This window comes from Scandinavium tedordense (genome assembly GCF_024764965.1).
Classification (GTDB): Bacteria; Pseudomonadota; Gammaproteobacteria; order Enterobacterales; family Enterobacteriaceae; genus Scandinavium; species Scandinavium tedordense.
Window position 1 is genome coordinate 106,572 of sequence record NZ_JALIGG010000054.1, and the last position, 24,605, is coordinate 131,176.

The window sequence follows — 24,605 nt, forward strand, 5'->3', positions numbered from 1 at the left end:
ACACGGATGAGTATTTGTACTGGCGAAATGTGATGCAACGCGGTAATATCGCCCGTTTTGTGACATACAGCACGTATCGTGCTTTATGGTTAACCGGTCATCCATAACCTTAATTTCTCTATGCCTGATACCTCTTCATCGTCAACGACTACTGAACAAAATGCGCTCTTTACAATCTTGCGCTCTCCTCCCCTGCTGCTGCGCGAGTCGCTGGCCGGGGTGATCACTGCCCTGGCGCTTATTCCGGAAGTGATTTCATTTTCGGTGATTGCAGGCGTTGATCCGAAAGTAAGCCTAATTGCATCGGTCGTCCTGTGTCTGGCCATGTCGTTCCTCGGCGGGCGTCCTGCGATGGTCACGGCGGCGGCGGGTTCAGTGGCGCTGGTCATCGGCCCGATGGTGCACCAGCACGGTGTGGCGTACATCCTGCCTGCAGTGGTGATGGCTGGCGTGATTCAGATTGCTTTTGGCGTGTTCGGTATGGCGAGGCTGATGCGATTCATCCCGCAGGCGGTGATGACTGGCTTTGTAAATGCGCTCGGTATTCTTATTTTCTTTGCCCAGGTGCCGCATTTTTGGAGCAAAGAACCGCTGATTCTGACGCTGTTTGCCGCTACGCTGTTGATTGTGCTGTGGGCGCCACGAGTGATTAAAAGCGTACCTTCGCCGCTGATCGCTATCGTTATTCTGACGCTGTACACCGTCTATAGCGGCCAGATTCTGCCGACCGTCGGCGATGAAGGCTCGATGTCAGGTGGTTTGCCTGGGCTGACCCAGCTGCTGGTGCCGTTTAATCTGCACACATTACAGATAATCTGGCCCTGCGCGTTGAGCATCGCCTTTGTCGGGCTGATGGAATCGCTGCTGACCGCAAAACTGGTCGATGACTTAACCGCCACGCCGTCGAATAAAGCGCGTGAAAGCGCCGGGCTGGGTATCGCCAATATCATGGCAGGCTTTTTCGGCGGGATTGCCGGGTGCGCGATGATCGGTCAGACCATCGTAAACGTGGAAATGGGCAAAGGCCGCAGCCGCTTGTCTACCGTTGTCGCAGGCCTGGTATTGCTGTTACTGGTAACCGGGCTGAGCAACGTGATGGCGAAAATCCCCATGGCGGTGCTCGCCGGGATCATGGCGATAGTGGCGTTCAAAACCTTTAGCTGGCACAGCATTCAGCCAGCCACCCTGAAGCAAACGCCGTGGTCGGTAACACTGGTGATGCTGGTCACCGTCGCGGCGACCGTCAGCACCGGCAATCTGGCTATTGGTGTACTGGCCGGGATTGTGGCACTGGCGTTGATTCCGAAGCGTATCCGCCGACATCACGCGGCTAAAGCAGAAACACCGTCGCCAGCCCCAGAAAAATAAAAAAGCCGCCAGTGTCGGTGATCGCGGTGATCATGACACTGGAGCCAACTGCCGGATCGCGGCCAAACTTGGTCATAATCATCGGGATCAGTACCCCCATCAACGACGCCACCAGCAGGTTGAGCACCATCGCCAACATCATCACGCCGCCAAGCTGCGGATCATCATACAGCCACCACGTCACTCCGCCCATTATGCCGCCCCACACCAGGCCGTTAATCAGTGCCACGCCCATTTCACGCAGGATCAGGAACGAAAAGTTACCCGGCTGAATATGCTGGAGCGCCAACGCACGAACGATCATGGTAATGGTCTGGTTGCCGGTGTTGCCGCCGATCCCCGCCACGATGGGCATCAGCGAGGCCAGCGCCACCAGCTGGGAAATGGTGTGTTCGAAGCTATCAATCACCCTTGAGGCGATAAACGCGGTACAGAGATTGACTGCCAGCCACGCCCAGCGCGTTTTCACCGCTTTGCTGACCGGGGCGAATACGTCCTGGTCGTTACTCAGACCGCTCATCTGGCGAATATCGTTGTCGGTTTCTTCATATACCACGTCAACAATTTCATCGATGGTCAGGCGCCCGAGCAGTTTGCCTTCGGCATCTATCACGGCGGCACTCAGCAAGTCATCACGTTCAAAGGTACGCGCGACTTTTTCGGCATCTTCTTCTGGATGGAAGGTGACGGGCTCCGCTTCCATCACGTCGTTAACCCGGCGCTGCGCCGGATTGAGCAAAATGGTTTGCAGCTCCAGTTCGCCAAGCAGCGTTTTATCACGCGAGGTAACAAACAGTTTGTCGGTGTTCTCCGGCATTTTTCCCAACCGGCGCAAGTAACGCTGCACCGCGCCCAGCGTGACGTCCGGGCGAATGGTGATCACCTCGAACTCCATGATTGCACCCACGCTGTCGTGGGCGTAATTCATCACCTGACGCACGCGGTCACGCTCGGCAGGTGCAAGCGTCGCCAACAGACGACCGGTCAGATTGCGCGGAAGGTGCTGAACCAGATAGATTTTTTCATCGATATCGAGGGTTTCCAGCGCATCAAGCAACGCCTTGTCGCTCATCCCTTCAATCAGATCTTCATACACGCCTTCGGACGCTTCGAGCAGCACGTTACCGCGTTTGCTGTCTTCCACCAGGCCCCAAAGCGCATGACGTTCATCGGAAGGCAGTGCCTCCAGCGTATCCGCCAGATCAGGCGCAGGCAGGTGCGCCACCAGCGCGCCCACTTCGGCAATATCATCTGCCAGTTGCCCTTCATCATATTGTTCAGCCAGCGTCAGTTTGTTGGTCAGCGCGGATGTAATGGCTTTATCGGTGGTCAGCAGCCAGATAAGGCGAGCACGTTCCTGGTCACGCAGTCGGGCGCTGTTTTTATGAAACACGGACATCGGTTGGCAATCCTTGAGCGGGGGCAGTTTTCCAGCCTCTAAGCATAGCGCGAGTGAAAGTAAAAAATAATAAACTCGTGACTGAGATGCGGGAAAAGTAGGCAAACGCCCCGTGAAAAGGGGCGTGAAAGATTAGGCAGTACGTGCGACAGCGTCCCGGGAAGCGGCATCGCGCTCTTCCCCGATCAGCTCGCTGAGTTTGCCATTGCGCATTTCCAGCAGGCGATCGGCGTGAATGAAGTAGTGATCGTCATGACTGATAGCAAACACGGTTTTACCCATCTCTTGCATTAGCGGCAGCAAAACCTGATAAAACTCGCGGCGGAAATGCGGGTCCTGATCGGCGGCCCATTCATCCAGCAAAATGATGTCACGTTCTTCGGCCAGTGCCAGCAACAGCGCGACGCGTTTTTTCTGCCCTTTAGATAGTTTCAGGTCGAGAATTTTACCGTTCTCAAGCTTCAGCTTGTGGTCCATTTTCAGCTGTTCGAGCCACTTGTCGATCAGCGCCTGATTCGCCTGATGCCCCTCCGGGCCGAGCAGCTGATCGAACAGCCACACGTCGGTAAACACCGCCGAGAATAGCTTGCGATAATCTTCCGGTTTATCCACCGCCAGCGGCTGACCGTCGAGCAGGATCTTTCCGGAAATCGGTTGATAAAGCCCGGTGAGCAGCATCGCCAGCGTCGATTTCCCGCTACCATTGCCGCCAATCAGAAACACCAGTTCCCCGCGATTCAGCGTCAGATTAATCGGCCCGACAGCAAAGCTGTTGTCCTGATAATGGAATTCCACGTCACGCAGTTCCAGCGTCTGCCAGTTCGGATGGGCTTCCGGTTTTGGAAACTCGATGCGATACGGTGCCAGAGAAAAAGTATTCAGCTTTTTAAAAGCCACTTGGGCGCTGAGCAGCGTCGGCAGCGCGCCGACGGCGGAAAGCAGCGGCGTGCGCAGGAATAGCAGCGTCAGTGAATAGGTCGCCGCCACGTTGGTGTCCGCCCAACCGAGGCTGTTCGCCATCCAGAACACCAGGCCAATCGCCCCAAGCATCATGATATTCGACCAGTTCACCGCGCTTAAGTGGAAGGTATCGGCCCGAATGATGTGGTGGCGATACTCTTTGGCGTCTGGAATATACAGGGTATTAAAGATGTGCTCCGCACGCTCACGGTTGAGGGTCAGCTCTTTGCGCCCTTCCAGCACGGTCTGATAATCGTGGTACAGCTTGTCTTCCGTTTCGCGTAGGGTCGCCATATGCTTGTACACTCGCGCCACCAGTACAAATCCGCCCCAGATGGTCAACGCCACCCACAACGCGGTGATCACCAGCATTTTACCGGACAGGAAGAAGAGATACGCCGCCGAACCAAAGGTTAGAATGATACCCTGCACCAGTTCCGGTAAACGCACGAAGGCAATGGTAATGGCACGAACATCGCTGGTCAGCCCGGCGAGCAGCGCTGCGCTTCCCAGCTTTTCGACCCGCTCAATTTGGGTGTCGAGAATACGTTTGATGAATTCACTGCGCAGGCGATAGACGAAGTGGTGTCCGAGCACAGTCAACGCCAGCTGCGAACCGAGCGTGACGACCATTAACAGCGCGAGCAGGCCGAGAAATTCCGGAAGCACCGCCAGCGACGCATCGACGCTTTCGATCAGGCGCAGGTTAATAAACGCAATCAGGCCAATACCGAGCGCGGCGCTCAGCAGGCTCAACGCCATGACGGCGATGAAAGGCCAGCGGTACTGCCGCCAGACCAGAAGAAGAAGCTGCATAAAAACAATTCCGGACGACCAAAACAGCCAGCAGTTTAAACGGCTCGCGCCCTACATCAAGAATAATTCTTATTTTTATTGCTGTTTCAGGTATGACGGAAAGTGAGATTGAAACGGAACGCGCCGGTTGCCGGATGGTCATCCTCTTTAAGCGGCTGAATGCCATGATAAAACAGCCTCGATTCTCCGCCCCACACCACTACATCACCGTGTTCCAGCAGTACGCGCTGCAAGGGATCGTTGCGCTTCAGACCGCCAAATTGAAATACCGCCGGCAAGCCCAGCGAGACAGAAACAATCGGTGCACGCTGGTCCTTTTCATCTTTATCCTGATGCAGCGAGAGCTTAGCCCCCGGGGAATATCGGTTGATAAGGCAGGCATCCGGCTGAAAATCGGCATAGCCCGCTTCCTGCGCACATGCCTGGGCCAGCGCTAAAAAAGCCGCGGGCATGGCGGGCCAACGTTGCCCAGTTAGCGGATCGACGCTGGCATACAGATAACCGTGCTGATTTGTCGTCCAGCCGACGTGCCCGCAGTTGGTCATCGCCACAGACATGGTGTAGCCGCCGGGCGTGACCATTTGCCGGAAGGGAGACCGTGTCGCCACCTGATTGACCTGGTCGAGCAGTAGTTCAGCATTGGCCAGCGCGCGGCGACGTAAGATGACCGCCCCTGGCGCGAGTGGCTCCTGCCACGGCGGAGTATCGGCGAACAAGTCCAGCATCGTTATCTCTCCTGTCCGGCTTCGCGCCGCAGTAATGCCACTTTTCGCGCCTCGCCCCAACGATAACCAGACAGCGCCCCGCTCTGTCGCACCACACGATGACAAGGCACGATCAGCGCCAGTTTATTTGCCGCGCAGGCATTCGCCACGGCGCGCACCGCCTTCGGCTTGCCGATGCTGTCTGCCACCTGCTGATAGCTGCGGGTTTCACCTGCCGGAATATCACGCAGCGCTTGCCAGACCGACTGCTGAAACGCCGTCCCGCGAATATCCAGCGGCAGCGAAACCGTCGCCCGCTGCCCATCTAACAAAGCAATGACCTGCGCGACCTGTTGACGGAATCCGTCGTCGGCTTCTTCCCGCTGGGCATGGGGAAACATCAGCTCAAGTTCGGCAATCAGCGTTTCATCATTATCTCCGGGCAAAACGGCGCAAATACCGCGAGTACTGGCCGCCACCAGACAACGCCCGAGCAGGCACGGCTGCAGCGTGTAACGCACTCGCAGGTCATCGCCGCCGCGACGAAACTGGCTCGCCGTCATGCCGAGCGTGTTATCGGCATGACGATAGAAACTGCTGCTGCCAGGAAAACCGGCGGCCAGTACCGCCTCGGTGACGGTTGGGCTTTCTTTCAGCGCATCACGCAACATCTTCGCCCGCCAGGCCTGCTGCCAGGCGCGGGGCGTCATACCAGTCACGGATTTGAACAGCCGATGGAAATGATACGGACTGACGGCGACTTCCCGCGCCAGTTCGTCGAGCGTCAGAGTGCGCTCTTGCTCCAGCAATCGACACGCCTGGGCGACTTTATCTATTCGCTGTTGTTGAGGGTCAGCTTTATCAGGCTGGCAGCGTTTGCAGGCCCGAAAACCAGCGGCCTCGGCGGCGCTGACATTCGGGTAGAAATGGACGTTTTGGCGTAGGGCGTGGCGCGCGCGGCAAGACGGGCGGCAGTAGATCCCAGTGGTCAGTACCGCAAAAACAAACTGACCATCGGCGGCCAAATCTCTGTCGAGGACCGCCTGCCAGCGGGCCTCATCATTAATAGCAGCATTACGTTTCATACAGTCTCCGGCTCTCTATTCAGGGTAGCCTGAGTCTGGCGCAGAAGGCAGCTAAAAAAACCGCCATTCTTGCTTTTTAATTTTTACCGCTGACCAGGAAGGTTTCGAACTGAGGAGACATCCAGGTTTTGAAGCCGTCGCCGTCTTTGATGATCATGTAAACCGCCAGCCCTTGCTCGCGCACCACTTCTTTAGCTTTATCCGGACCGAGCACCATCAGCCCAGTATCCCAGCCGTCGGCTTCCAGCGCAGTCGGTGAAATCACCGTGACCGACACCAGCTTATGCTGTATAGGTGCACCCGTTTGCGGATCGATTACATGGGAAATGCGTTTGCCGTCAAGCTCGTAGTAGTTGCGATAGCTGCCCGAGGTGCTGATGCCGTGGCCGTTGATATCAACAATTGCCTGCACCGCATTTTCTTTATCCGTCGGTTTCTGAATCGCCACGCGCCACGGCAGCCCTTCGGTATTCATGCCACGGCTCGACAGCGCGCCGCCCACAGATACCAGGTAGCGAGCAATGCCTTCTTGTTCCATTAAGCGCGCCAAATGATCGGCGGCGTAGCCTTCGCCTACGGTCGAGAGATCAACATACAAGTCGGGAATATCTTTTTGTAAATACTGGCTGCCGGAGTGGTTAATGACCGTTAGATGTTTCAGACCGGTACGCACTTTTGCGGCGTCAATTTGCGCCCGATCCGGCGTTTTCACCGGCTGTTTATCAGGGCCAAAGCCCCACAGATTCACCAGCGGCCCGACAGTAATGTCCATGGCGCCCTGGGTATTCGCGCCTATACGCAGTGATTCGGTGACGATATCTGCCATCGCTTCGTTGACCGGCCACGGTGCGGTACTGGTGGAATGGTTGAATCGCATCAGCGCGGAGTCGTTTTTCCACGTGGAGAGCAGCTGATCGTCGGCGTCCAGCTGGCTTTGCACCTTCTGGCGTAGGGCTTCTGCTTTGCTACTGTCGAGATTGATGACGCTGACCCGCCAGAATGTCCCCATCGTCTTGCCTTCAAGGACGGTGGCTGGCGCTTTTTGCGCAGTAGGTGTCGGTGGGCTGTTATCGCAGCCAGAAATAACGAGAGCGACGGCCATCAGTGCCGCGCGGAAATAAGTGAAATCCATACGTAATGCCCCTCATGTTTGCGCGCAAGGGTACACCAATCAACTTAAACAAGGGATAAAAAAAAGGGTCCAAAAGGACCCTTTTTACTGATTAGCAGTCGATTAGAACTGGTAAACCAGACCCAGAGCTACGATGTCATCGGTAGAGACGCCAGCGTTACGGGTGAAGTTGTTTTCGTCCAGCAGGTTGATTTTGTAATCAACGTAGGTGGACATGTTTTTGTTGAAGTAGTAAGTCGCGCCAACATCAACATATTTCAGCAGATCCTGGTCGCCGTAACCATTTTCCATGTCTTTACCTTTGGACTGCAGGTAAGCCACGGATGGACGCAGACCGAAGTCGAACTGGTACTGAGCAACCATTTCAAAGTTCTGAGCTTTGTTCGCCCAGCCCAGGCTGCCAGCGCGGGTTGCGTTGTAAGTCTGAGTATACTGAGCTGCCAGGTAGACGTTGTTCGCGTCGTATTTCAGGCCGCCGGTGTAAGTTTCAGCGCGGTCGCCTTCACCCAGGTAAACACCATCGTTCTGGTCAGTTGTACGTTTGGAGCTGGACATTGCAGCACCCAGACCGAAGCCTTCGCCCAGATCATAAGTTACGGAACCGCCGACGCCGTCGCCGTTCTGTTTCAGAGCAGTACGGCCGTTGGCAGTAGAACCTTCACCGCTTGGGCTACCGTTTTTACCCTGGTACTGAATTGCGAAGTTCAGACCGTCAACCAGGCCGAAGAAATCGGTGTTACGGTAAGTCGCGTAGCCGTTACCACGCTGCTGCATGAAGTTGTCAGAACCGTAGGTGTCGCCGCCGAATTCTGGCAGGACGTCAGTCCAGGAAGTTACGTCGTAAACAACGCCATAGTTACGACCGTAGTCGAAAGAACCGGCATCTTTAACACGAATACCTGCGAAACCTACACGAGTCCATGCCTGGTCAGCAGAACCTTCGGTGTTGTTCGCCTGAACGTTGTATTCCCACTGGCCGTAACCGGTGATCTGGTCGTTAACCTGAGTTTCGCCTTTGAAGCCCAGACGAATGTAAGACTGGTCGCCGTCAGCGCCCTTGTCGTCAGAAAAATAGTGCAGGCCGTCTACTTTACCGTACAGATCTAATTTGTTGCCGTCTTTGTTATAAATTTCAGCCGCATTCGCTGCGCCCGCTACCAGCAGTGCTGGTACCAGGAGGGACAGTACTTTAACTTTCATTTTATTAACCCTCTGTTATATGCCTTTTTTATGCCACTGCTTACTGATTGACCCTCTAATCAGTCGGCAAACCCATTGTGCTGCAAAATCCAGAAATATCCAACAAGAAAATGATACGAGAACTTTTAAGGTGTTTCAAATTACCCACTAGATGTTTCATAATGTAAATATCACGGAACTTTTTTATGCCACGAAAAGCCAAAAAATATAGCACCAAAAATCAAAATTAATAAAAAAACCAATTAAATCATATTCATAATTATCATTTTACGTATAGCACTGAATGACAAAACAAATTCTTCAACGATCTCTAAAATAATCAACGCTATCATCATTAACTTTATTTATTACCGTCATTCAGTTCTGAATGTCTGTTTACTCATATTTTTACCGGGTGCTTCGCATCCGGTTTTTTTTTACCTTTCTTTACGCAAATTAATAGCCGTGTGCTACCCCCTCGAAATCATAATGACTATTAAGTAATCACTCTCACTGGAAAAATTCCCCTTAGGCACTAAGGATTAAATAATCTCTTGTTATTTAGTGCTATTCTCATGGATCTCAGCGTAAATATTTGTACAGAAAATGTAACCATGTACATCCCTGTGAGACAACTGTGCAGATTGCTCACAAAGTCAACAACCGGCCTGAGAATGTGGAAATTGGCGCATTACCCTTTATACTGCCTGCTGGAGTTGCCGTGACTAAACCCAGCAGAAAACCGGCAACAGGTTTTCGCCAAAGGCAGCAGACCCGCTTGCAACGCATTTTATTTGGTGCAGTCATCATGGATTACACACACGAATGAGTCATTCCGACCCGACTATCTCCAACAAGTTTTCCCTTATTCCAGGGAGCATTAACCGTTTCTTTCTGCTGCTGATTGTCGTGCTTTTGGTGACAATGGGCGTGATTACCCAGAGTGCGGTGAATGCCTGGCTGAAGGATAAAAGCTACCAGATTGTCGATATGACACATTCCATCCATAAACGCATCGATACATGGCGCTACGCCACCTGGCAGATTTATGACAACATCGCTGCGTCCGCGACGGCAACCTCTGGGGCCGATGGCCTTCAGGAAACCCGCCTGAAGCAGGACGTGTATTACCTCGAGAAACCGCGTCGTAAAACAGAAGCACTGATTTTCGGCTCCCACGACGGTGCCACCCTCGACATGACGCAAAAAATGTCGAACTACCTCGATACACTGTGGGGTGCTGAAACCGTTCCATGGTCGATGTACTACCTCAACGGCCAGGATAACAGCCTGATCCTCATATCTACCCTGCCGCTGAAAGATCTGTCCGCCGGTTTTAAAGAGTCTACGGTTGGCAGCATTGTCGATTCACGCCGTGCAGAAATGCTTCAGCAGGCCAATACGCTGGATGAACGCGAAACCTTCTCGGCTCTACGCCGCCTCGCCTGGCAGAACGGTCACTACTTTACGCTGCGTACGACATTCAACCAGCCGGGCCATCTGGCCACCGTCGTTGCTTTCGATTTACCGATTAACGATCTGATCCCACCGGGCATGGCGCTGGACAGTTTCCGTCTTGAGCCGGATCCTAAGCAGAAAAACCTGCGCAGTCAGGATAAAGATGCCGCTGATAGCGTAAGCATCAATTTCAACAGTTCGCGCATTGAGATTGCCTCGTCGGTCAATGCCACCGGCATGCGTCTGGTGTGGCAAGTGCCGTTCGGTACGCTGTTGCTCGATACCTTACAAAATATTTTGCTGCCGCTGCTGTTGAACATCGCCCTGCTGGCGCTGGCGCTATTTGGCTATAACACCTTCCGTCATTATTCCGGCCGCCGTCAGACGGAAAGCGCCACTCCAGGCGCTGCCAACAATGAACTGCGGGTATTGAAAGCGATTAATGAAGAGATTGTCTCGGTACTGCCGCTGGGGCTGCTGGTGCATGACCAGGAGTCCAATCGCACGGTTATCAGCAACAAAATTGCCGATCACTTGCTGCCGCACCTGAATCTGCAAAATATCACCAGCATGGCCGACCAGCATCAGGGCGTCATTCAGGCGACTATCAATAACGAACTGTACGAAATTCGCCAATTCCGCAGCCAGGTGGCTCCGCGCACGCAAATCTTCATTATTCGCGACCAGGATAAAGAAGTGCTGGTGAACAAAAAACTTAAACAAGCCCAGCGTCTGTATGAGAAAAACCAGCAGGGCCGTATCGCCTTTATGCAGAACATTGGCGAAGCGTTGAAGCAGCCGGTAAAATCACTGGCAGAAGACGCCGCAGCACTGAAGGGTGATGAAAATCAGAAACTCGCTCAGCACGCCGATACGGTGGTGCGTCTGGTCGATGAGATCCAACTGGCGAATATGCTGGAAGGTGAAGGCTGGAAAGGACAATCTGCGCTGTTCTCAATTCAGGATTTGATCGACGAAGTGGTGCCGGAAGTTTTACCGGTGATTAAGCGTAAAGGCTTGCAGCTGCTGATCAACAACCATCTGGCAGCCAGTGAGCAGCGTCATGGCGATCGCGAAGCGCTCAAACGGATCCTGCTGCTGCTTATTCAGTACGCGGTCACCACCACACAAATCGGCAAGGTAACACTCGAAGTCGGAAAAGATGAGTCAGCCGAAGACAGACTCACCTTCCGTATTCTTGATACCGGCAACGGCGTCTCGAACAGTGAAATCGACAATCTTCACTTCCCGTTCCTGAACGACACTCAGGAAGATCGATTCGGTAAAGCCAACGCCCTCACCTTCTGGCTGTGCGATCAGCTGGCGCGTAAACTTGGCGGCCATCTGAATATTAAAGCCAGGGAATCGCTGGGCACGCGTTACTCTCTGCACGTCAAAATGGCGCCGCGTGAAGAAGAAACCGAATCGCAAGAGAAGCTACTCGATGACGTAATTGCAATGATTGATATTACGTCCAACGAAGTGCGAAGCGTGGTCGTTCGGCTGATGGAAAACTGGGGTGCGAGCTGCATTTCCCCGGATGAGCGCCTGACAAGTCAAGAATATGATCTGTTTTTAACTGATAATCCGTCTAATCTTACTGCGCCTGGCTTGCTTTTGAGCGATGATGAGGCCGGTATTCGTAAGATTGGTCCAGGTCAGCTACGGGTCAACTTCAATATCAGTAATGCCATGCAGGAAGCAGTGCTACAACTTATAGAAGAACAACTGGCGCAGGGAGAGTTGCTGGGAACACCTGCGGGTGTAAATGAAAACGCCGAGCTCCATGCCAGCGGTTATTATGCGCTGTTTGTTGATACGGTACCGGAAGATGTTAAGAGGTTGTATACTGAGTCAGCGACAACTGACTTTGCTGCGCTGGCACAGACAGCTCACCGCCTGAAAGGGGTGTTTGCCATGCTCAATCTGGTACCCGGCAAGCAGTTATGTGAAACGCTGGAGCATCTCATTCGTGAGAAGGATGCACCCGGCACAGAAAAATATATCAGCGACATTGACGCCTACGTCAAAAGCTTGATGTAGCAAGGTAGCCTAATACATGAACAATATGAACGTTATTATTGCCGATGATCACCCGATTGTACTGTTCGGTATTCGCAAATCACTTGAGCAAATCGAGTGGGTGAATGTCGTCGGCGAATTTGAAGACTCCACTGCACTTATCAATAATCTGCCAAAACTTGACGCCCATGTGCTGATTACCGATCTCTCCATGCCTGGAGACAAATACGGTGATGGCATTACGCTTATTAAATACATCAAACGTCATTTTCCGGCTATTTCGATCATTGTTCTGACCATGAACAATAACCCGGCCATTCTGAGTGCCGTTCTGGATCTGGATATTGAAGGGATTGTCCTGAAACAGGGTGCACCAACCGATCTGCCGAAAGCCCTCGCGGCGCTGCAGAAAGGGAAGAAATTTACCCCGGAAAGCGTTGCTCGTCTGCTGGAAAAAATCAGCGCGGGCGGTTACGGCGACAAACGTCTGTCACCGAAAGAAAGTGAAGTGCTGCGTCTGTTCGCAGAAGGTTTCCTGGTTACCGAAATTGCTAAGAAATTGAACCGCAGCATCAAAACCATCAGTAGCCAGAAGAAGTCGGCGATGATGAAACTGGGCGTGGAAAACGATATCGCCCTGCTGAACTATCTGTCGTCCGTCACGCTGAGCTCGGCTGACAAAGACTAAACGACTTTCCCCCGGCCCGCCGGGGGAATCTACTCCCTACTCCCTTGTTTTTCTGACCCGCATCGCATACACCCCAACCGTCTGCTTCAGCACATCCAGTGTCACCGGTTTCGACAAACAGCTATCCATTCCCGACTCCAGGCAACGCTGCTTCTCTTCTGCGAGTGCATTCGCAGTAACTCCAACAACGGGTAGCGTAAGCCCCAACTGACGGATTCGCTGCGTGAGACGATAACCGTCCATATTTGGCATGTTGACATCGCTGAGCACGATATCAATATGGTTTTTGCTGAGCACGTTCAGCGCATCTACACCGTCATTGGCGGTTTTACACTGATAGCCAAGCGATCCGAGCTGATCGGCCAGCAGGCGACGGTTGATCGGATGATCGTCGACAACCAGAATCATCATGTCATCGTTGGCATCAGCGGTGTTTTCCGCCGAAGCCAGCGCTCCGCCATTTTCAGCGGTTTCGACTTCAATACTGTAAATTCGGCCCAGCAGCGCCAACAGTTCATGTGGCGATGCCACGCTGTGGATCCACTCGCCCGGCGCACGTTCCAGCGGAATACCGATATGGCGACGGCAGAATATAATCGCCCCGCGCCCGGCCCACGACTGAGCCATCTCGTCGTCGGAAATCAGCATATCGTCAGCCTGCGGCGTCTGGCCCTCATAGCGCATCACTTCCACGCCGTGGCGCGACAGCAGGGATTCGACAAACTGCGACAGCGACGCATTACGCACCGCCAGCCAGCAGCGCTTGCCAGACAGGCCATCAATGGCGGCAGGCTTCAGATTTTGCGCACCATACAGCGGAATACGAATGGTGAACTGGCTGCCCATGCCCGGCTCGGTATCCACCGAAATGTCGCCGTCCATCATGTTGATGAGCTTCTCACAAATCGCCAGCCCCAGCCCGGTTCCCTGGAAATTACGCTGCACACCGGTGCCGACCTGGAAGAACGGGTCAAACAGCCGGACGACTTCTTTCGCCGGAATACCCACGCCGGTATCACGCACGCTAATGCTGAGATAGTCCTCATCGCGGCGCAGATGCAGAATAATGCAGCCGACGTCAGTGAACTTAATCGCATTGCTCAGCAGGTTGGAAATCACCTGCTGCAAACGCATTGGGTCACCCGCCAGCTGCTGTGGCACATCCGGTTCAACGAAGCAGTACAGCCCAAGTTGTTTACGCACCACCAGCGGCAGATAGTTGGCGGTGATGTGACTCATCACCTCACGCGGCGAAAACTCGCGCGGTTCGATTTTCAGCTGCTCGGACTCAATCTTCGAGAAATCGAGAATGTCGCTGATGATTTTCAGCAGCAGACTGGAGGAGTTATTCATCGCCGTGACCAGTCGGTCGACGCCCTTTGGCAGCTCTTTAGTTTGCAGCAGGTCGAGGTTACCGATTATGCCATACAGCGGGGTGCGCAACTCGTGGCTGACGGTGGCAAGGAACATCGATTTCGACTGGCTCGCCTGCTCGGCAGCCTGCGCCATTTCCTGCAATGACTCTTCCATCTTCACACGCGACGACACGTCCACCAGGACGCAAATCGCCACGTTTTCATTGCGATAGCGCGAATGGACAAAGCTGATTTGCAGATTGGTATTGTTGCTGGTGAGCACATCAACAAAGTTAACCTGTTGGCCGCAGATAATCTGCGTCAACCGCTGTCGGTCTTCGTGGGTCAACATATTCAGATAATTATGCGCCAGCTCGTTACTCAGAATGTTAGTCCCGTCCTGGGTGCGTAAAATACAGATCCCAACCGGGGCAGACGCCACAATTTTACGATTGAACTGTTCGTGCTCCTCCAGGCGCTGCGCATCGGCTTCGGCAGGCAGGAAAATCCGGCGTTCGTACATTCGCGCCAGGGTAAACAGCGCCGCGCCAGTCAGAATATTCAGCAGCACGGCATTGAGGATAAGCATTCTTATCCGCTCGAGAACCAAATCCACCGGTACCGAGTAGACAATGCTCAGCGAGGACGGCGGCAGGCTTTTCTTCAGCACCAGCTCGCGGAAGCCCGATGTATAGCCAAACCAGGCACGCTCCTGCATCCAGTGCGGGTCGATTTTCAGTTTGCTTTCGCCGCCGGTAAGGGAAATCAACGGCTGGCCGCTTTCATCCAGAATGGTCACGCCCATTGGCATACTGCCCGGCGTGAAGAAGTTTTCCATGCGGATGGTTTGTTCAATGCCGAGCAGCGCCTGTAGGCGGTTGGCGAGATACACCGGCGTCAGCGCATAGAAGTAGCCCACGCCTGGACGCGGGCCCTGGCTAATCCAGAACAGATTATTGCCGCGCTCATCCTGCGGTGCATTGCGATATTTCATGATCCGCTCATGCAGGATTTTCAGCGCCTGCTCATGTTCCATCGGCATATCGCGCAGGCCAAAGTTCGCCATACAGAGATTGTCGCTGCCAATCAGGAACACGCGGTTGAGATCGTAAGCCGCAGAGAAATTGTCGCGCCAGTAGCGCATAAACCACGCCAACGACTCAAGCGAGCCGCGCCAACTGTTGCTCAGTGCACCACAGTCGGAATCCTGGAACAGTGGCTCAAATTCGGGGACTTCGGTATCGTCTTTCGTTGTGCGTGAGGACATCACGCCGTTTTCCACACTCAGTCGATTTTCCGCAATGTACTTCAGCTCTTTCATCACATCTGACGTGCGCTGAATGTAGCGCTGGGCCTGATCGTAGCTGAGGTTAAATTCCTGACGTATTTCCGCCTCTTTGGAGTGCAGCGCATTCACAATGTAAAACGCCGAGACAAAGGCAATCAGCAGCCAGAGCAACAGCGCCAGTGCCCGGAAAAGATAGCGGGAGACTTTCAGAGTCGTGCGAAAAGAGACGAGGTATTTCAACGTTTGGCCGTGTACATGCAAAAAGATGGGATTAAGGTAGCGGTAAATCTCTACCCTCGCAACGTTCAAAGAAAAAGGGCCAGTTTTCACTGGCCCTTTTCACTGACTTCAGGCGATTATTTTAGACAATTACTCATCTGCGTCATCGGCTACGTCGTCATCAGACACGTCGTCGTCAGACACTTCATCATCTGATTCTGCTTCCGGTGCGATTTCATCATCACCTTCAGCAACGCTGCCGTCGATAGCGTCGAGTTCTTCTTCGTCAACCGGTTCAGCTACGCGCTGCAGGCCCACTACGTTTTCATCTTCCGCGGTGCGGATGAGGATAACGCCCTGGGTGTTACGGCCAACCACGCTGACTTCCGAAACGCGTGTACGCACCAGCGTACCGGCATCGGTTATCATCATTATCTGGTCGCTATCCACAACCTGCACTGCGCCAACTACAGAACCATTACGCTCGGTCACTTTGATCGAGATAACGCCCTGCGTGCCGCGAGACTTAGTTGGATATTCGGTTTCAGAAGTACGCTTGCCGTAGCCGTTCTGGGTCACGGTCAGAACCGCCCCTTCACCGCGTGGGATAATCAGCGACACGACTTTGTCTTCACCGGCCAGTTTGATACCGCGAACACCTGTCGCCGTTCGGCCCATGGCACGCACTGCACCCTCTTTAAAGCGCACGACTTTACCGGCGGCAGAGAACAGCATCGCTTCATCGTTACCGTTGGTCAGGTCAACGCCAATCAGCTCATCGTCTTCTTTCAGGTTCACCGCAATGATACCGGCAGAACGCGGACGGCTGAACTCAGTCAGCGCCGTTTTCTTGACGGTACCGCTAGCGGTAGCCATGAAGACGTTAATGCCTTCTTCGTATTCACGCACCGGCAGAATGGCGGTGATACGTTCGTTCGCTTCCAGCGGCAGCAGGTTGACGATTGGACGTCCACGCGCGCCACGGCTCGCTTCTGGCAGCTGATAAACCTTCATCCAGTACAGACGACCACGGCTGGAGAACAGCAGAATGGTGTCATGGGTGTTGGCGACCAGCAGGCGGTCGATAAAGTCTTCTTCTTTAATACGCGCGGCTGATTTACCTTTGCCACCGCGACGCTGAGCTTCGTAATCGGTCAGCGGCTGGTACTTCACGTAACCCTGATGAGACAGCGTCACAACAACGTCTTCCTGGTTGATCAGGTCTTCGATGTTGATGTCTGCGGTGTTGGCCGTGATTTCGGTACGACGCTGGTCGCCGAACTGCTCGCGAGCGAGTTCAAGCTCTTCACGAATCACTTCCATCAGACGGTCAGCGCTACCCAGAATGCGCAACAGCTCCGCAATCTGTTCCAGCAACTCTTTGTATTCGTCGAGCAGTTTTTCATGCTCAAGGCCGGTCAGTTTCTGCAGTCGCAGATCAAGAATCGCCTGAGCCTGCTGTTCGGTCAGGAAATACTTACCATCGTGGATCCCGAACTGTGGCTCCAGCCACTCCGGACGCGCAGCATCATCACCCGCACGCTCCAGCATCGCTGAAACGTTGCCCAGTTCCCATGACTGTGCAATCAGCGCAGCTTTCGCTTCAGCAGGCGTTGGCGCACGACGGATCATTTCGATGATCGGGTCGATGTTTGCCAGCGCGATAGCCAGTGCTTCAAGGATGTGCGCACGATCGCGTGCTTTACGCAATTCGAAGATGGTACGACGGGTAACGACTTCACGGCGGTGACGCACGAACGCGGAAAGGATGTCTTTCAGGTTCATGATCTTCGGCTGGCCATGGTGCAGAGCAACCATGTTGATACCGAAAGAGGTCTGCAGCTGAGTCTGGGAGTAGAGGTTGTTCAGAACCACTTCACCCACCGCGTCACGTTTGATTTCAATCACGATGCGCATACCGTCTTTATCAGACTCGTCACGCAGCGCACTGATACCTTCAACGCGTTTGTCTTTCACCAGCTCGGCGATTTTCTCGATCAGGCGAGCTTTGTTCACCTGATAAGGAATTTCGTGCACGATGATGGTTTCACGGCCAGTTTTGGCGTCAGCTTCGACTTCCGCACGGGCGCGAATATAGATTTTACCGCGACCGGTACGATAGGCTTCTTCAATGCCACGACGGCCATTGATGATAGCTGCAGTCGGGAAGTCAGGCCCTGGGATGTGTTCCATCAGCCCTTCGACGGTGATGTCTTCATCGTCAATGTAAGCCAGGCAGCCGTTAATGACTTCGGTAATGTTATGTGGCGGAATGTTCGTTGCCATACCCACCGCGATACCGGACGAACCGTTAACTAACAGGTTCGGGATCTTGGTTGGCATAACGTCTGGAATACGTTCGGTACCGTCGTAGTTATCGACGAAATCAACGGTGTCTTTTTCCAGGTCGGCCATCAGTTCATGGGCGATTTTCGACATACGGATTTCCGTATAACGCATCGCTGCGGCGGAGTCGCCGTCTACTGAACCGAAGTTACCTTGGCCGTCGACCAGCATGTAACGCAGGGAGAATGGTTGCGCCATACGGACGATGGTGTCGTAAACGGCGGTATCACCATGAGGGTGGTATTTACCGATGACGTCACCCACGACGCGGGCAGATTTTTTGTAGGCTTTATTCCAGTCGTTGCCCAATACATTCATGGCGTAAAGTACGCGACGGTGTACCGGCTTGAGTCCATCTCGGACATCTGGCAGTGCGCGGCCGACAATAACGGACATCGCGTAATCCAGATATGAGCGCTTAAGCTCTTCCTCAATGTTGACCGGTGTAATTTCTCTCGCAAGGTCGCTCATCTAACCGCTATCCCTCTACTGTTCCCGGATTCAAAGGTCGCAAATTATAACACAGCCGTCGTGATTGAGGTAAACCTATGTACCAGCACAGCGCTTTATTCGCGCCGGGGTGCTGATATACTCACAGACCTGATAAGAAAAGGAGTCAATGTACCCATGAATGCCGAAAAACAGCCGGTGGTTAACGTCGATCACGACGAAATTGCGAAATTCGAAGCCGTCGCCTCACGCTGGTGGGACCTGGAAGGGGAATTTAAACCACTGCACCGGATTAATCCGCTGCGTCTGGGCTACATCAGCAACCGTTCAGGTGGGTTGTTTGGCAAGAAAGTGCTGGATGTCGGCTGCGGCGGCGGGATCCTTGCCGAAAGCATGGCGCGTGAAGGTGCCACCGTTACCGGGCTGGATATGGGTTTTGAACCATTACAGGTCGCGCGTTTGCATGCGTTGGAAACTGGCATTCAGGTGGATTATGTTCAGGAAACCGTGGAAGACCACGCGGCGAAATACGCGCAGCAGTACGACGTCGTGACCTGCATGGAAATGCTCGAACACGTACCGGACCCGCAGTCCGTAGTAAATGCCTGTGCGAAACTAGTGAAGCCCGGCGGTCAGGTCTTTTTCTCCACCATCAACCGCAACGGCAAAGCGTGGCTGATGGCCGTCGTGGGTGCGGAATATGTCTTAAACATGGTGCCAAAAGGCACGCATGACGTGAAGAAGTTCATCAAGCCAGCCGAGCTGCTGGGCTGGGTCGACAAAACTTGTCTGCAGGAACGTCACATTATCGGCCTGCACTACAATCCGGTCACCAATCACTTTAAGCTCGCGCCGGGTGTTGATGTTAATTACATGTTGCACACAACGGCAAAAAACGACTAACGTCATAGCTTATTCTTATAAAGTTTGCGCAGCGTTCTGTTGCGCAATTCGCCTTCTCGTTGAAGAAATCAGCACTCGATCAAATTTCTATTTTTTTTCTTCGAATATTGACAATCTCGCCAGGCCTTACAATCCGTGGACTTAGCCTCCGCTACCCTTCTGCAACCTTAAATTAACCTCAAAATCAACCCTTGTACTCAAATGAATCCTTACTAGAATACTCACCATATAGCGTTTATCTTATCGCAAAACCCCTACATATAGTATTTATCCACAGAGTTAGCCACAACGGCATTTTGTGGATAAGCGGGGGATATTTTTCCATTTCACGGACAGGTAAAAAAGCACATGAATCAGCGTCTGATGGTGACAAAGCGTGATGGCGAGACTGAGCAGATCAATCTCGATAAAATTCATCGCGTGCTGGACTGGGCGGCCGAAGGGCTGAACAACGTTTCCATTTCTCAGGTTGAACTGCGCTCTCACATCCAGTTCTATGACGGCATCAAAACCGCCGACATCCATGAGACCATCATCAAGGCCGCAGCGGATCTGATTTCCCGTGATGCCCCTGATTACCAATACCTGGCCGCGCGCCTGGCGATCTTCCATCTGCGTAAGAAAGCGTACGGTCAGTTTGAACCGCCTGCGCTGTACACCCACGTCGTCAACATGGTTGAGCTGGGTAAATACGACAGTCATCTGCTGGAAGACTACACGGAAGAAGAGTTCAAGCAGATGGACGGTTTTATCGACCACTGGCGCGACATGAACTTCTCTTATGCCGCAGTGAAACAGCTGGAAGGGAAATACCTGGTTCAGAACCGCGTAACGGGTGAAATCTATGAAAGCGCCCAGTTCCTCTACATTCTGGTCGCCGCGTGTCTGTTTTCTAACTATCCGCGTGAAACGCGTCTGGACTACGTGAAGCGTTTTTATGACGCCGTCTCCACCTTCAAGATTTCACTGCCGACGCCAATCATGTCCGGCGTGCGTACCCCAACGCGTCAGTTCAGCTCTTGCGTGCTGATCGAGTGCGGCGACAGCCTCGACTCCATCAACGCCACCTCCAGCGCGATCGTGAAATATGTTTCTCAGCGCGCAGGGATTGGTATCAATGCCGGTCGCATCCGTGCGCTGGGCAGCCCAATTCGTGGCGGTGAAGCGTTCCACACCGGTTGTATCCCGTTCTACAAGCACTTCCAGACCGCAGTGAAGTCCTGCTCTCAGGGCGGCGTACGTGGTGGTGCAGCGACACTGTTCTACCCAATGTGGCATCTCGAAGTTGAAAGCCTGCTGGTGCTGAAAAACAACCGTGGTACTGAAGCCAACCGCGTGCGTCACATGGACTACGGCGTACAGATCAACAAACTGATGTATACCCGTCTGCTGAGAGGTGAAGACATCACCCTGTTCAGCCCGTCAGACGTCCCAGGCCTGTACGACGCGTTCTTCGCCAATCAGGACGAGTTTGAGCGCCTGTATGTGAAATACGAAAAAGACACCAGCATCCGTAAGCAGCGCATCAAAGCGGTTGAACTGTTCTCTCTTGTTATGCAGGAACGTGCCTCTACTGGCCGTATCTACATCCAGAACGTTGACCACTGCAACACCCACAGCCCGTTCGATCCGGTCATCGCCCCGGTGCGTCAGTCTAACCTGTGCCTGGAAATCGCCCTGCCAACCAAACCGCTGGACGATGTAAACGACGAAAACGGTGAAATTGCCCTGTGTACGCTGTCTGCATTCAACCTTGGCGCGATTGACAGCCTGGACGATCTGGAAGAGCTGGCAATCCTGGCAGTTCGTGCGCTGGATGCCCTGCTCGATTATCAGGACTACCCAATTCTGGCGGCAAAACGTGGCGCAATGGGCCGTCGTACTCTCGGCATTGGCGTTATCAACTTCGCTTACTACCTGGCGAAACACGGTAAACGCTACTCCGACGGCAGCGGCAACAACCTGACCCACAGAACGTTTGAAGCCATCCAGTATTACCTGCTGAAAGCATCCAACGAACTGGCGAAAGAGCAAGGCGCGTGCCCATGGTTCAACGAAACCACCTACGCGAAAGGCGTTCTGCCGATCGATACCTACAAGAAAGACCTGGATGCTATCGTTAACGAGCCGCTGCACTACGACTGGGATGGTCTGCGCGAGTCGATCAAAACCCACGGTCTGCGTAACTCCACGCTGTCTGCCCTGATGCCGTCTGAGACCTCTTCGCAAATCTCGAACGCGACCAACGGCATCGAGCCGCCGCGCGGCCACGTCAGCATCAAAGCGTCGAAAGACGGGATCCTGCGCCAGGTTGTTCCGGATTACGAAAAGCTGCAGAACGGCTACGAGCTGCTGTGGGAAATGCCAAACAACGACGGTTATCTGCAACTGGTTGGTATCATGCAGAAGTTTATCGACCAGTCGATTTCGGCAAACACCAACTATGACCCGACGCGTTTCCCGTCTGGTAAAGTGCCGATGCAGCAACTGCTCAAAGACCTGCTCAATGCCTATAAATTTGGCGTGAAAACCCTGTACTATCACAACACCCGTGATGGCGCAGAAGATGCCCAGGACGATATGGCACCGTCCATCCAGGACGATGGCTGCGAAAGCGGCGCATGTAAAATCTAAGCTATTTGCCGGGTAGCGCTTCGTTTACCCGGCCTACGATTTTGACGGCCCGGCTAGCAACGCACTGCCGGGCAATAAAATCTTAACAGGACTCATTCATGGCTTATACCACCTTTTCACAGACGAAAAATAACCAGCTGCTGGAGCCCATGTTCTTCGGCCAGCCGGTCAACGTGGCACGCTACGATCAGCAAAAATATGACATCTTCGAAAAGCTGATTGAAAAGCAACTCTCCTTCTTCTGGCGTCCGGAAGAAGTGGACGTATCGCGCGATCGCATTGACTACCAGGCGCTGCCAGACCATGAAAAGCACATTTTCATCAGCAACCTGAAGTACCAGACGCTGCTGGATTCCATTCAGGGCCGTAGCCCGAACGTGGCACTGCTGCCGCTGATCTCTATTCCTGAGCTGGAAACCTGGGTCGAAACGTGGGCGTTCTCTGAAACCATCCACTCGCGTTCATACACCCATATCATCCGTAACATCGTCAACGATCCGGCGACCGTGTTCGATGATATCGTCACCAACGAGCAGATTCAGAAACGCGCCGAAGGGATTTCCCACTACTACGACTCCCTGATTGAGCTGACCAGTTACTGGCATCTGCTGGGCGAAGGCACCCACAACGTGAACGGCAAAACCGTAACCGTTAGCCTGCATGAGCTGAAGAAAAAACTGTACCTGTGTCTGATGAGCGTTAACGCGCTGGAAGCGATCCGCTTCTACGTCAGCTTCGCCTGCTCTTTCGCCTTCGCAGAACGTAAGCTGATGGAAGGCAACGCCAAAATCATCCGTCTGATTGCCCGTGATGAAGCTCTGCACCTGACCGGTACCCAGCACATGCTGAACCTGCTGCGTTCAGGCCAGGACGACCCGGAAATGGCGGTGATTGCCGAAGAGTGCAAACAAGAGTGTTATGACCTGTTCGTGCTGGCCGCACAGCAGGAAAAAGAGTGGGCGGAATACCTGTTCCGTGACGGCTCTATGATTGGTCTGAATAAAGATATCCTGTGGCAGTACATCGAATACATCACCAACATTCGTATGCAAGCCGTTGGGCTCGATATGCCGTTCAAGACCCGCTCCAATCCGATCCCGTGGATCAACACCTGGTTGGTGTCCGATAACGTCCAGGTTGCGCCGCAGGAAGTGGAAGTCAGTTCTTATCTGGTTGGTCAAATCGACTCCAACGTGGATGCCGATGACCTGAGCAACTTCCAGCTCTGATGAGCCGCGTGACCCTTCGTCTGACTGGCACACAGCTGTTGTGCCAGGAAGAACACCCTTCGTTACTGGTGGCGCTAGAGTCGCACAACGTGGCGGTCGAGTTTCAATGTCGAGAAGGCTATTGCGGCTCCTGTCGCTGCCGTCTGGTTTCCGGCCAGGTTGACTGGCTGACCGAGCCGCTGGCGTTTATCCAGCACGGAGAGATTTTGCCGTGTTGTTGTAAAGCCAAAGGCGATATCGAAATCGAGATGTAATTGTAAAGGGGTCGCAATGCGACCCCTTTTCGTTTTACGATTTTTCTTTCAGAAACTGGACGGCCTTATCCGGGAAATCGGTAAACAATCCGTCTACCCCCGCCTGGTTATACAGCATGTCGTACAGCTGATTCACATTGCTGGCGTAATCCGGCAACTGATCGGCACGCACCGTATACGGATGCACCTGCAATTTGCTGGCATGCGCCTCTTGTACCATCGCCGTCAACCTGATGTTTCCCTTGCCAGACCCTTCCGCCACCAGCATATGGTAATCAGGCCCTATCCCATCGGCATATTGCGCTATCTGCTTCATGGCGCCGGGTTTGAACATCCAGTCATAGCTATAGTTGATCCATTTACCGTTCGGCTGCTTCACCTGGGTTTCATTCCAGTCGGTATACGCAATCAACTGCACCAGATTCACGTCCATTCCCATTTTCGGTTCCAGCTCATTTCTGATGCGCTTCAGCTCTGCGGCATCAAAACATTGCAGGTATACCTTGTCGCTTTTGCTGGTGTAACCGTATTTTTTCAGGACTTCCAGTGTCTTCGCTGCAATATCCTTCCCTTCCTGATGATGGAACCACGGCGCTTTGATTTCCGGGTAAATACCGATATTTTTCCCGGTAGAATGGTTGAGCCCCTGGACAAATTCAATCTCCTCTTCAAAAGTATGAATGCGGAAATCTGATTTTCCCATCGGGAATCGGCCCGGATAGACCTGCACTTTTTTACCGTTTTCCAGCTCGAAACCTTCGGTAAATTTAAGCGATCGAATTTCGTCCAGCGTGAAATCAATGGCGTAATAACGTCCATCTTTGCGGACACGATCCGGGAAGCGCTAAGCTACATCCGTCACCCGGTCAAGATAATGATCGTGCAGAACCACCAGGCGGTCATCCTTCGTCATCACCAAATCTTGCTCAAGATAATCAGCCCCTTGTGCGTAGGCCATCGCTTTTGCTGGCAGAGTATGCTCTGGTAAATAGCCGCTTGCTCCCCGGTGGGCAATGACAATTTTGTCAGTCGCCAGCGCCTGTCCGGCAAATAAACCTGCCAACAGCAATCCTGTTGCGATACGAGTAAAGGTTATTTTCATCATCATGATCCTCA

General features: G+C 53.3%; 15 protein-coding genes and 1 pseudogene. 7 read left to right on the forward strand and 9 right to left on the reverse strand.

Annotation, left to right across the window (positions count from 1 at the left end; genetic code table 11):
• Positions 1-120 precede the first annotated feature (120 nt).
• Positions 121-1,368: a SulP family inorganic anion transporter gene (locus MUU46_RS09500; protein ID WP_258965399.1), complete on the forward strand. Its 1,248-nt coding sequence runs from the start codon at positions 121-123 to the stop codon at positions 1,366-1,368.
• Here MUU46_RS09500 and mgtE read toward each other — a convergent pair.
• The 6 genes from mgtE to MUU46_RS09530 form a co-directional block, all read right to left on the reverse strand.
• Complete coding sequence (mgtE, locus tag MUU46_RS09505; protein ID WP_159752805.1) at positions 1,331-2,767, reverse strand: magnesium transporter; 1,437 nt, start codon at positions 2,765-2,767, stop codon at positions 1,331-1,333. The genes MUU46_RS09500 and mgtE overlap by 38 nt on opposite strands.
• A gap of 132 nt (positions 2,768-2,899) precedes the next feature.
• Positions 2,900-4,543, reverse strand: a complete 1,644-nt coding sequence (locus tag MUU46_RS09510; RefSeq protein WP_258965400.1) for a multidrug ABC transporter permease/ATP-binding protein — start codon at positions 4,541-4,543, stop codon at positions 2,900-2,902.
• A gap of 86 nt (positions 4,544-4,629) precedes the next feature.
• On the reverse strand, positions 4,630-5,268 hold the full coding sequence (gene alkB / locus MUU46_RS09515) for a DNA oxidative demethylase AlkB (protein ID WP_258965401.1): 639 nt from the start codon (positions 5,266-5,268) through the stop codon (positions 4,630-4,632).
• A 2-nt stretch (positions 5,269-5,270) separates the two neighbouring features.
• Positions 5,271-6,332, reverse strand: coding sequence for a bifunctional DNA-binding transcriptional regulator/O6-methylguanine-DNA methyltransferase Ada (gene ada, locus MUU46_RS09520; RefSeq protein ID WP_258965402.1), 1,062 nt, complete (start codon positions 6,330-6,332; stop codon positions 5,271-5,273).
• A 76-nt stretch (positions 6,333-6,408) separates the two neighbouring features.
• Positions 6,409-7,464 (reverse strand): FAD:protein FMN transferase ApbE, encoded by a 1,056-nt coding sequence (gene apbE / locus MUU46_RS09525; RefSeq protein ID WP_258965403.1) that lies wholly within the window; start codon positions 7,462-7,464, stop codon positions 6,409-6,411.
• Between the two features lie 102 nt (positions 7,465-7,566).
• A complete protein-coding gene (locus MUU46_RS09530) occupies positions 7,567-8,664 on the reverse strand; it encodes a porin OmpC (protein WP_159752795.1) in 1,098 nt (365 codons plus the stop codon).
• 804 nt (positions 8,665-9,468) lie between these two features.
• Between MUU46_RS09530 and rcsD the strand changes: the two genes are divergently transcribed.
• Positions 9,469-12,144, forward strand: a complete 2,676-nt coding sequence (gene rcsD, locus MUU46_RS09535) for a phosphotransferase RcsD (RefSeq protein WP_258965404.1) — start codon at positions 9,469-9,471, stop codon at positions 12,142-12,144.
• A gap of 16 nt (positions 12,145-12,160) precedes the next feature.
• Complete coding sequence (gene rcsB, locus MUU46_RS09540; RefSeq protein ID WP_159752791.1) at positions 12,161-12,811, forward strand: response regulator transcription factor RcsB; 651 nt, start codon at positions 12,161-12,163, stop codon at positions 12,809-12,811.
• A 36-nt stretch (positions 12,812-12,847) separates the two neighbouring features.
• Here the strand turns inward: rcsB and rcsC are convergent, their stop codons facing one another.
• Entirely contained in the window at positions 12,848-15,694 is a 2,847-nt protein-coding gene (rcsC, locus tag MUU46_RS09545; RefSeq protein WP_159752789.1) for a two-component system sensor histidine kinase RcsC, read from the reverse strand.
• A gap of 129 nt (positions 15,695-15,823) precedes the next feature.
• Positions 15,824-18,490 (reverse strand): DNA topoisomerase (ATP-hydrolyzing) subunit A, encoded by a 2,667-nt coding sequence (gene gyrA, locus MUU46_RS09550; RefSeq protein ID WP_159752787.1) that lies wholly within the window; start codon positions 18,488-18,490, stop codon positions 15,824-15,826.
• Between the two features lie 156 nt (positions 18,491-18,646).
• On the opposite strand from gyrA, the gene ubiG reads away from it, so the two are divergent.
• The 4 genes from ubiG (at position 18,647) to yfaE (ending at position 23,489) form a co-directional block, all read left to right on the forward strand.
• Positions 18,647-19,372: a bifunctional 2-polyprenyl-6-hydroxyphenol methylase/3-demethylubiquinol 3-O-methyltransferase UbiG gene (gene ubiG / locus MUU46_RS09555; RefSeq protein WP_258965405.1), complete on the forward strand. Its 726-nt coding sequence runs from the start codon at positions 18,647-18,649 to the stop codon at positions 19,370-19,372.
• Positions 19,373-19,720: 348 nt separating this feature from the next.
• Complete coding sequence (gene nrdA / locus MUU46_RS09560) at positions 19,721-22,006, forward strand: class 1a ribonucleoside-diphosphate reductase subunit alpha (protein WP_258965406.1); 2,286 nt, start codon at positions 19,721-19,723, stop codon at positions 22,004-22,006.
• Positions 22,007-22,104: 98 nt separating this feature from the next.
• The gene (gene nrdB / locus MUU46_RS09565) at positions 22,105-23,235 is read left to right on the forward strand and encodes a class Ia ribonucleoside-diphosphate reductase subunit beta (protein WP_159752781.1); all 1,131 of its coding nucleotides are present in this window, start codon (positions 22,105-22,107) and stop codon (positions 23,233-23,235) included.
• Positions 23,235-23,489, forward strand: coding sequence for a class I ribonucleotide reductase maintenance protein YfaE (gene yfaE, locus MUU46_RS09570; protein ID WP_110509310.1), 255 nt, complete (start codon positions 23,235-23,237; stop codon positions 23,487-23,489). Before nrdB ends, yfaE begins: the two co-directional genes overlap by 1 nt.
• Before the next feature lie 34 nt (positions 23,490-23,523).
• Here yfaE and glpQ read toward each other — a convergent pair.
• Positions 23,524-24,591: pseudogene (gene glpQ / locus MUU46_RS09575) on the reverse strand (glycerophosphodiester phosphodiesterase).
• Positions 24,592-24,605: the final 14 nt, after the last annotated feature.

Bases quoted from the DNA above. Each gene is read 5' to 3' on its own strand.
- alkB (WP_258965401.1), bottom strand. From the start codon at position 5,268: ATGCTGGACTTGTTCGCCGATACTCCGCCGTGGCAGGAGCCACTCGCG.
- ubiG (WP_258965405.1), top strand. From the start codon at position 18,647: ATGAATGCCGAAAAACAGCCGGTGGTTAACGTCGATCACGACGAAATT.
- MUU46_RS09500 (WP_258965399.1), top strand. From the start codon at position 121: ATGCCTGATACCTCTTCATCGTCAACGACTACTGAACAAAATGCGCTC.
- apbE (WP_258965403.1), bottom strand. From the start codon at position 7,464: ATGGATTTCACTTATTTCCGCGCGGCACTGATGGCCGTCGCTCTCGTT.
- yfaE (WP_110509310.1), top strand. From the start codon at position 23,235: ATGAGCCGCGTGACCCTTCGTCTGACTGGCACACAGCTGTTGTGCCAG.
- rcsB (WP_159752791.1), top strand. From the start codon at position 12,161: ATGAACAATATGAACGTTATTATTGCCGATGATCACCCGATTGTACTG.
- ada (WP_258965402.1), bottom strand. From the start codon at position 6,332: ATGAAACGTAATGCTGCTATTAATGATGAGGCCCGCTGGCAGGCGGTC.
- nrdA (WP_258965406.1), top strand. From the start codon at position 19,721: ATGAATCAGCGTCTGATGGTGACAAAGCGTGATGGCGAGACTGAGCAG.
- MUU46_RS09530 (WP_159752795.1), bottom strand. From the start codon at position 8,664: ATGAAAGTTAAAGTACTGTCCCTCCTGGTACCAGCACTGCTGGTAGCG.
- rcsD (WP_258965404.1), top strand. From the start codon at position 9,469: ATGAGTCATTCCGACCCGACTATCTCCAACAAGTTTTCCCTTATTCCA.
- mgtE (WP_159752805.1), bottom strand. From the start codon at position 2,767: ATGTCCGTGTTTCATAAAAACAGCGCCCGACTGCGTGACCAGGAACGT.
- gyrA (WP_159752787.1), bottom strand. From the start codon at position 18,490: ATGAGCGACCTTGCGAGAGAAATTACACCGGTCAACATTGAGGAAGAG.
- nrdB (WP_159752781.1), top strand. From the start codon at position 22,105: ATGGCTTATACCACCTTTTCACAGACGAAAAATAACCAGCTGCTGGAG.
- MUU46_RS09510 (WP_258965400.1), bottom strand. From the start codon at position 4,543: ATGCAGCTTCTTCTTCTGGTCTGGCGGCAGTACCGCTGGCCTTTCATC.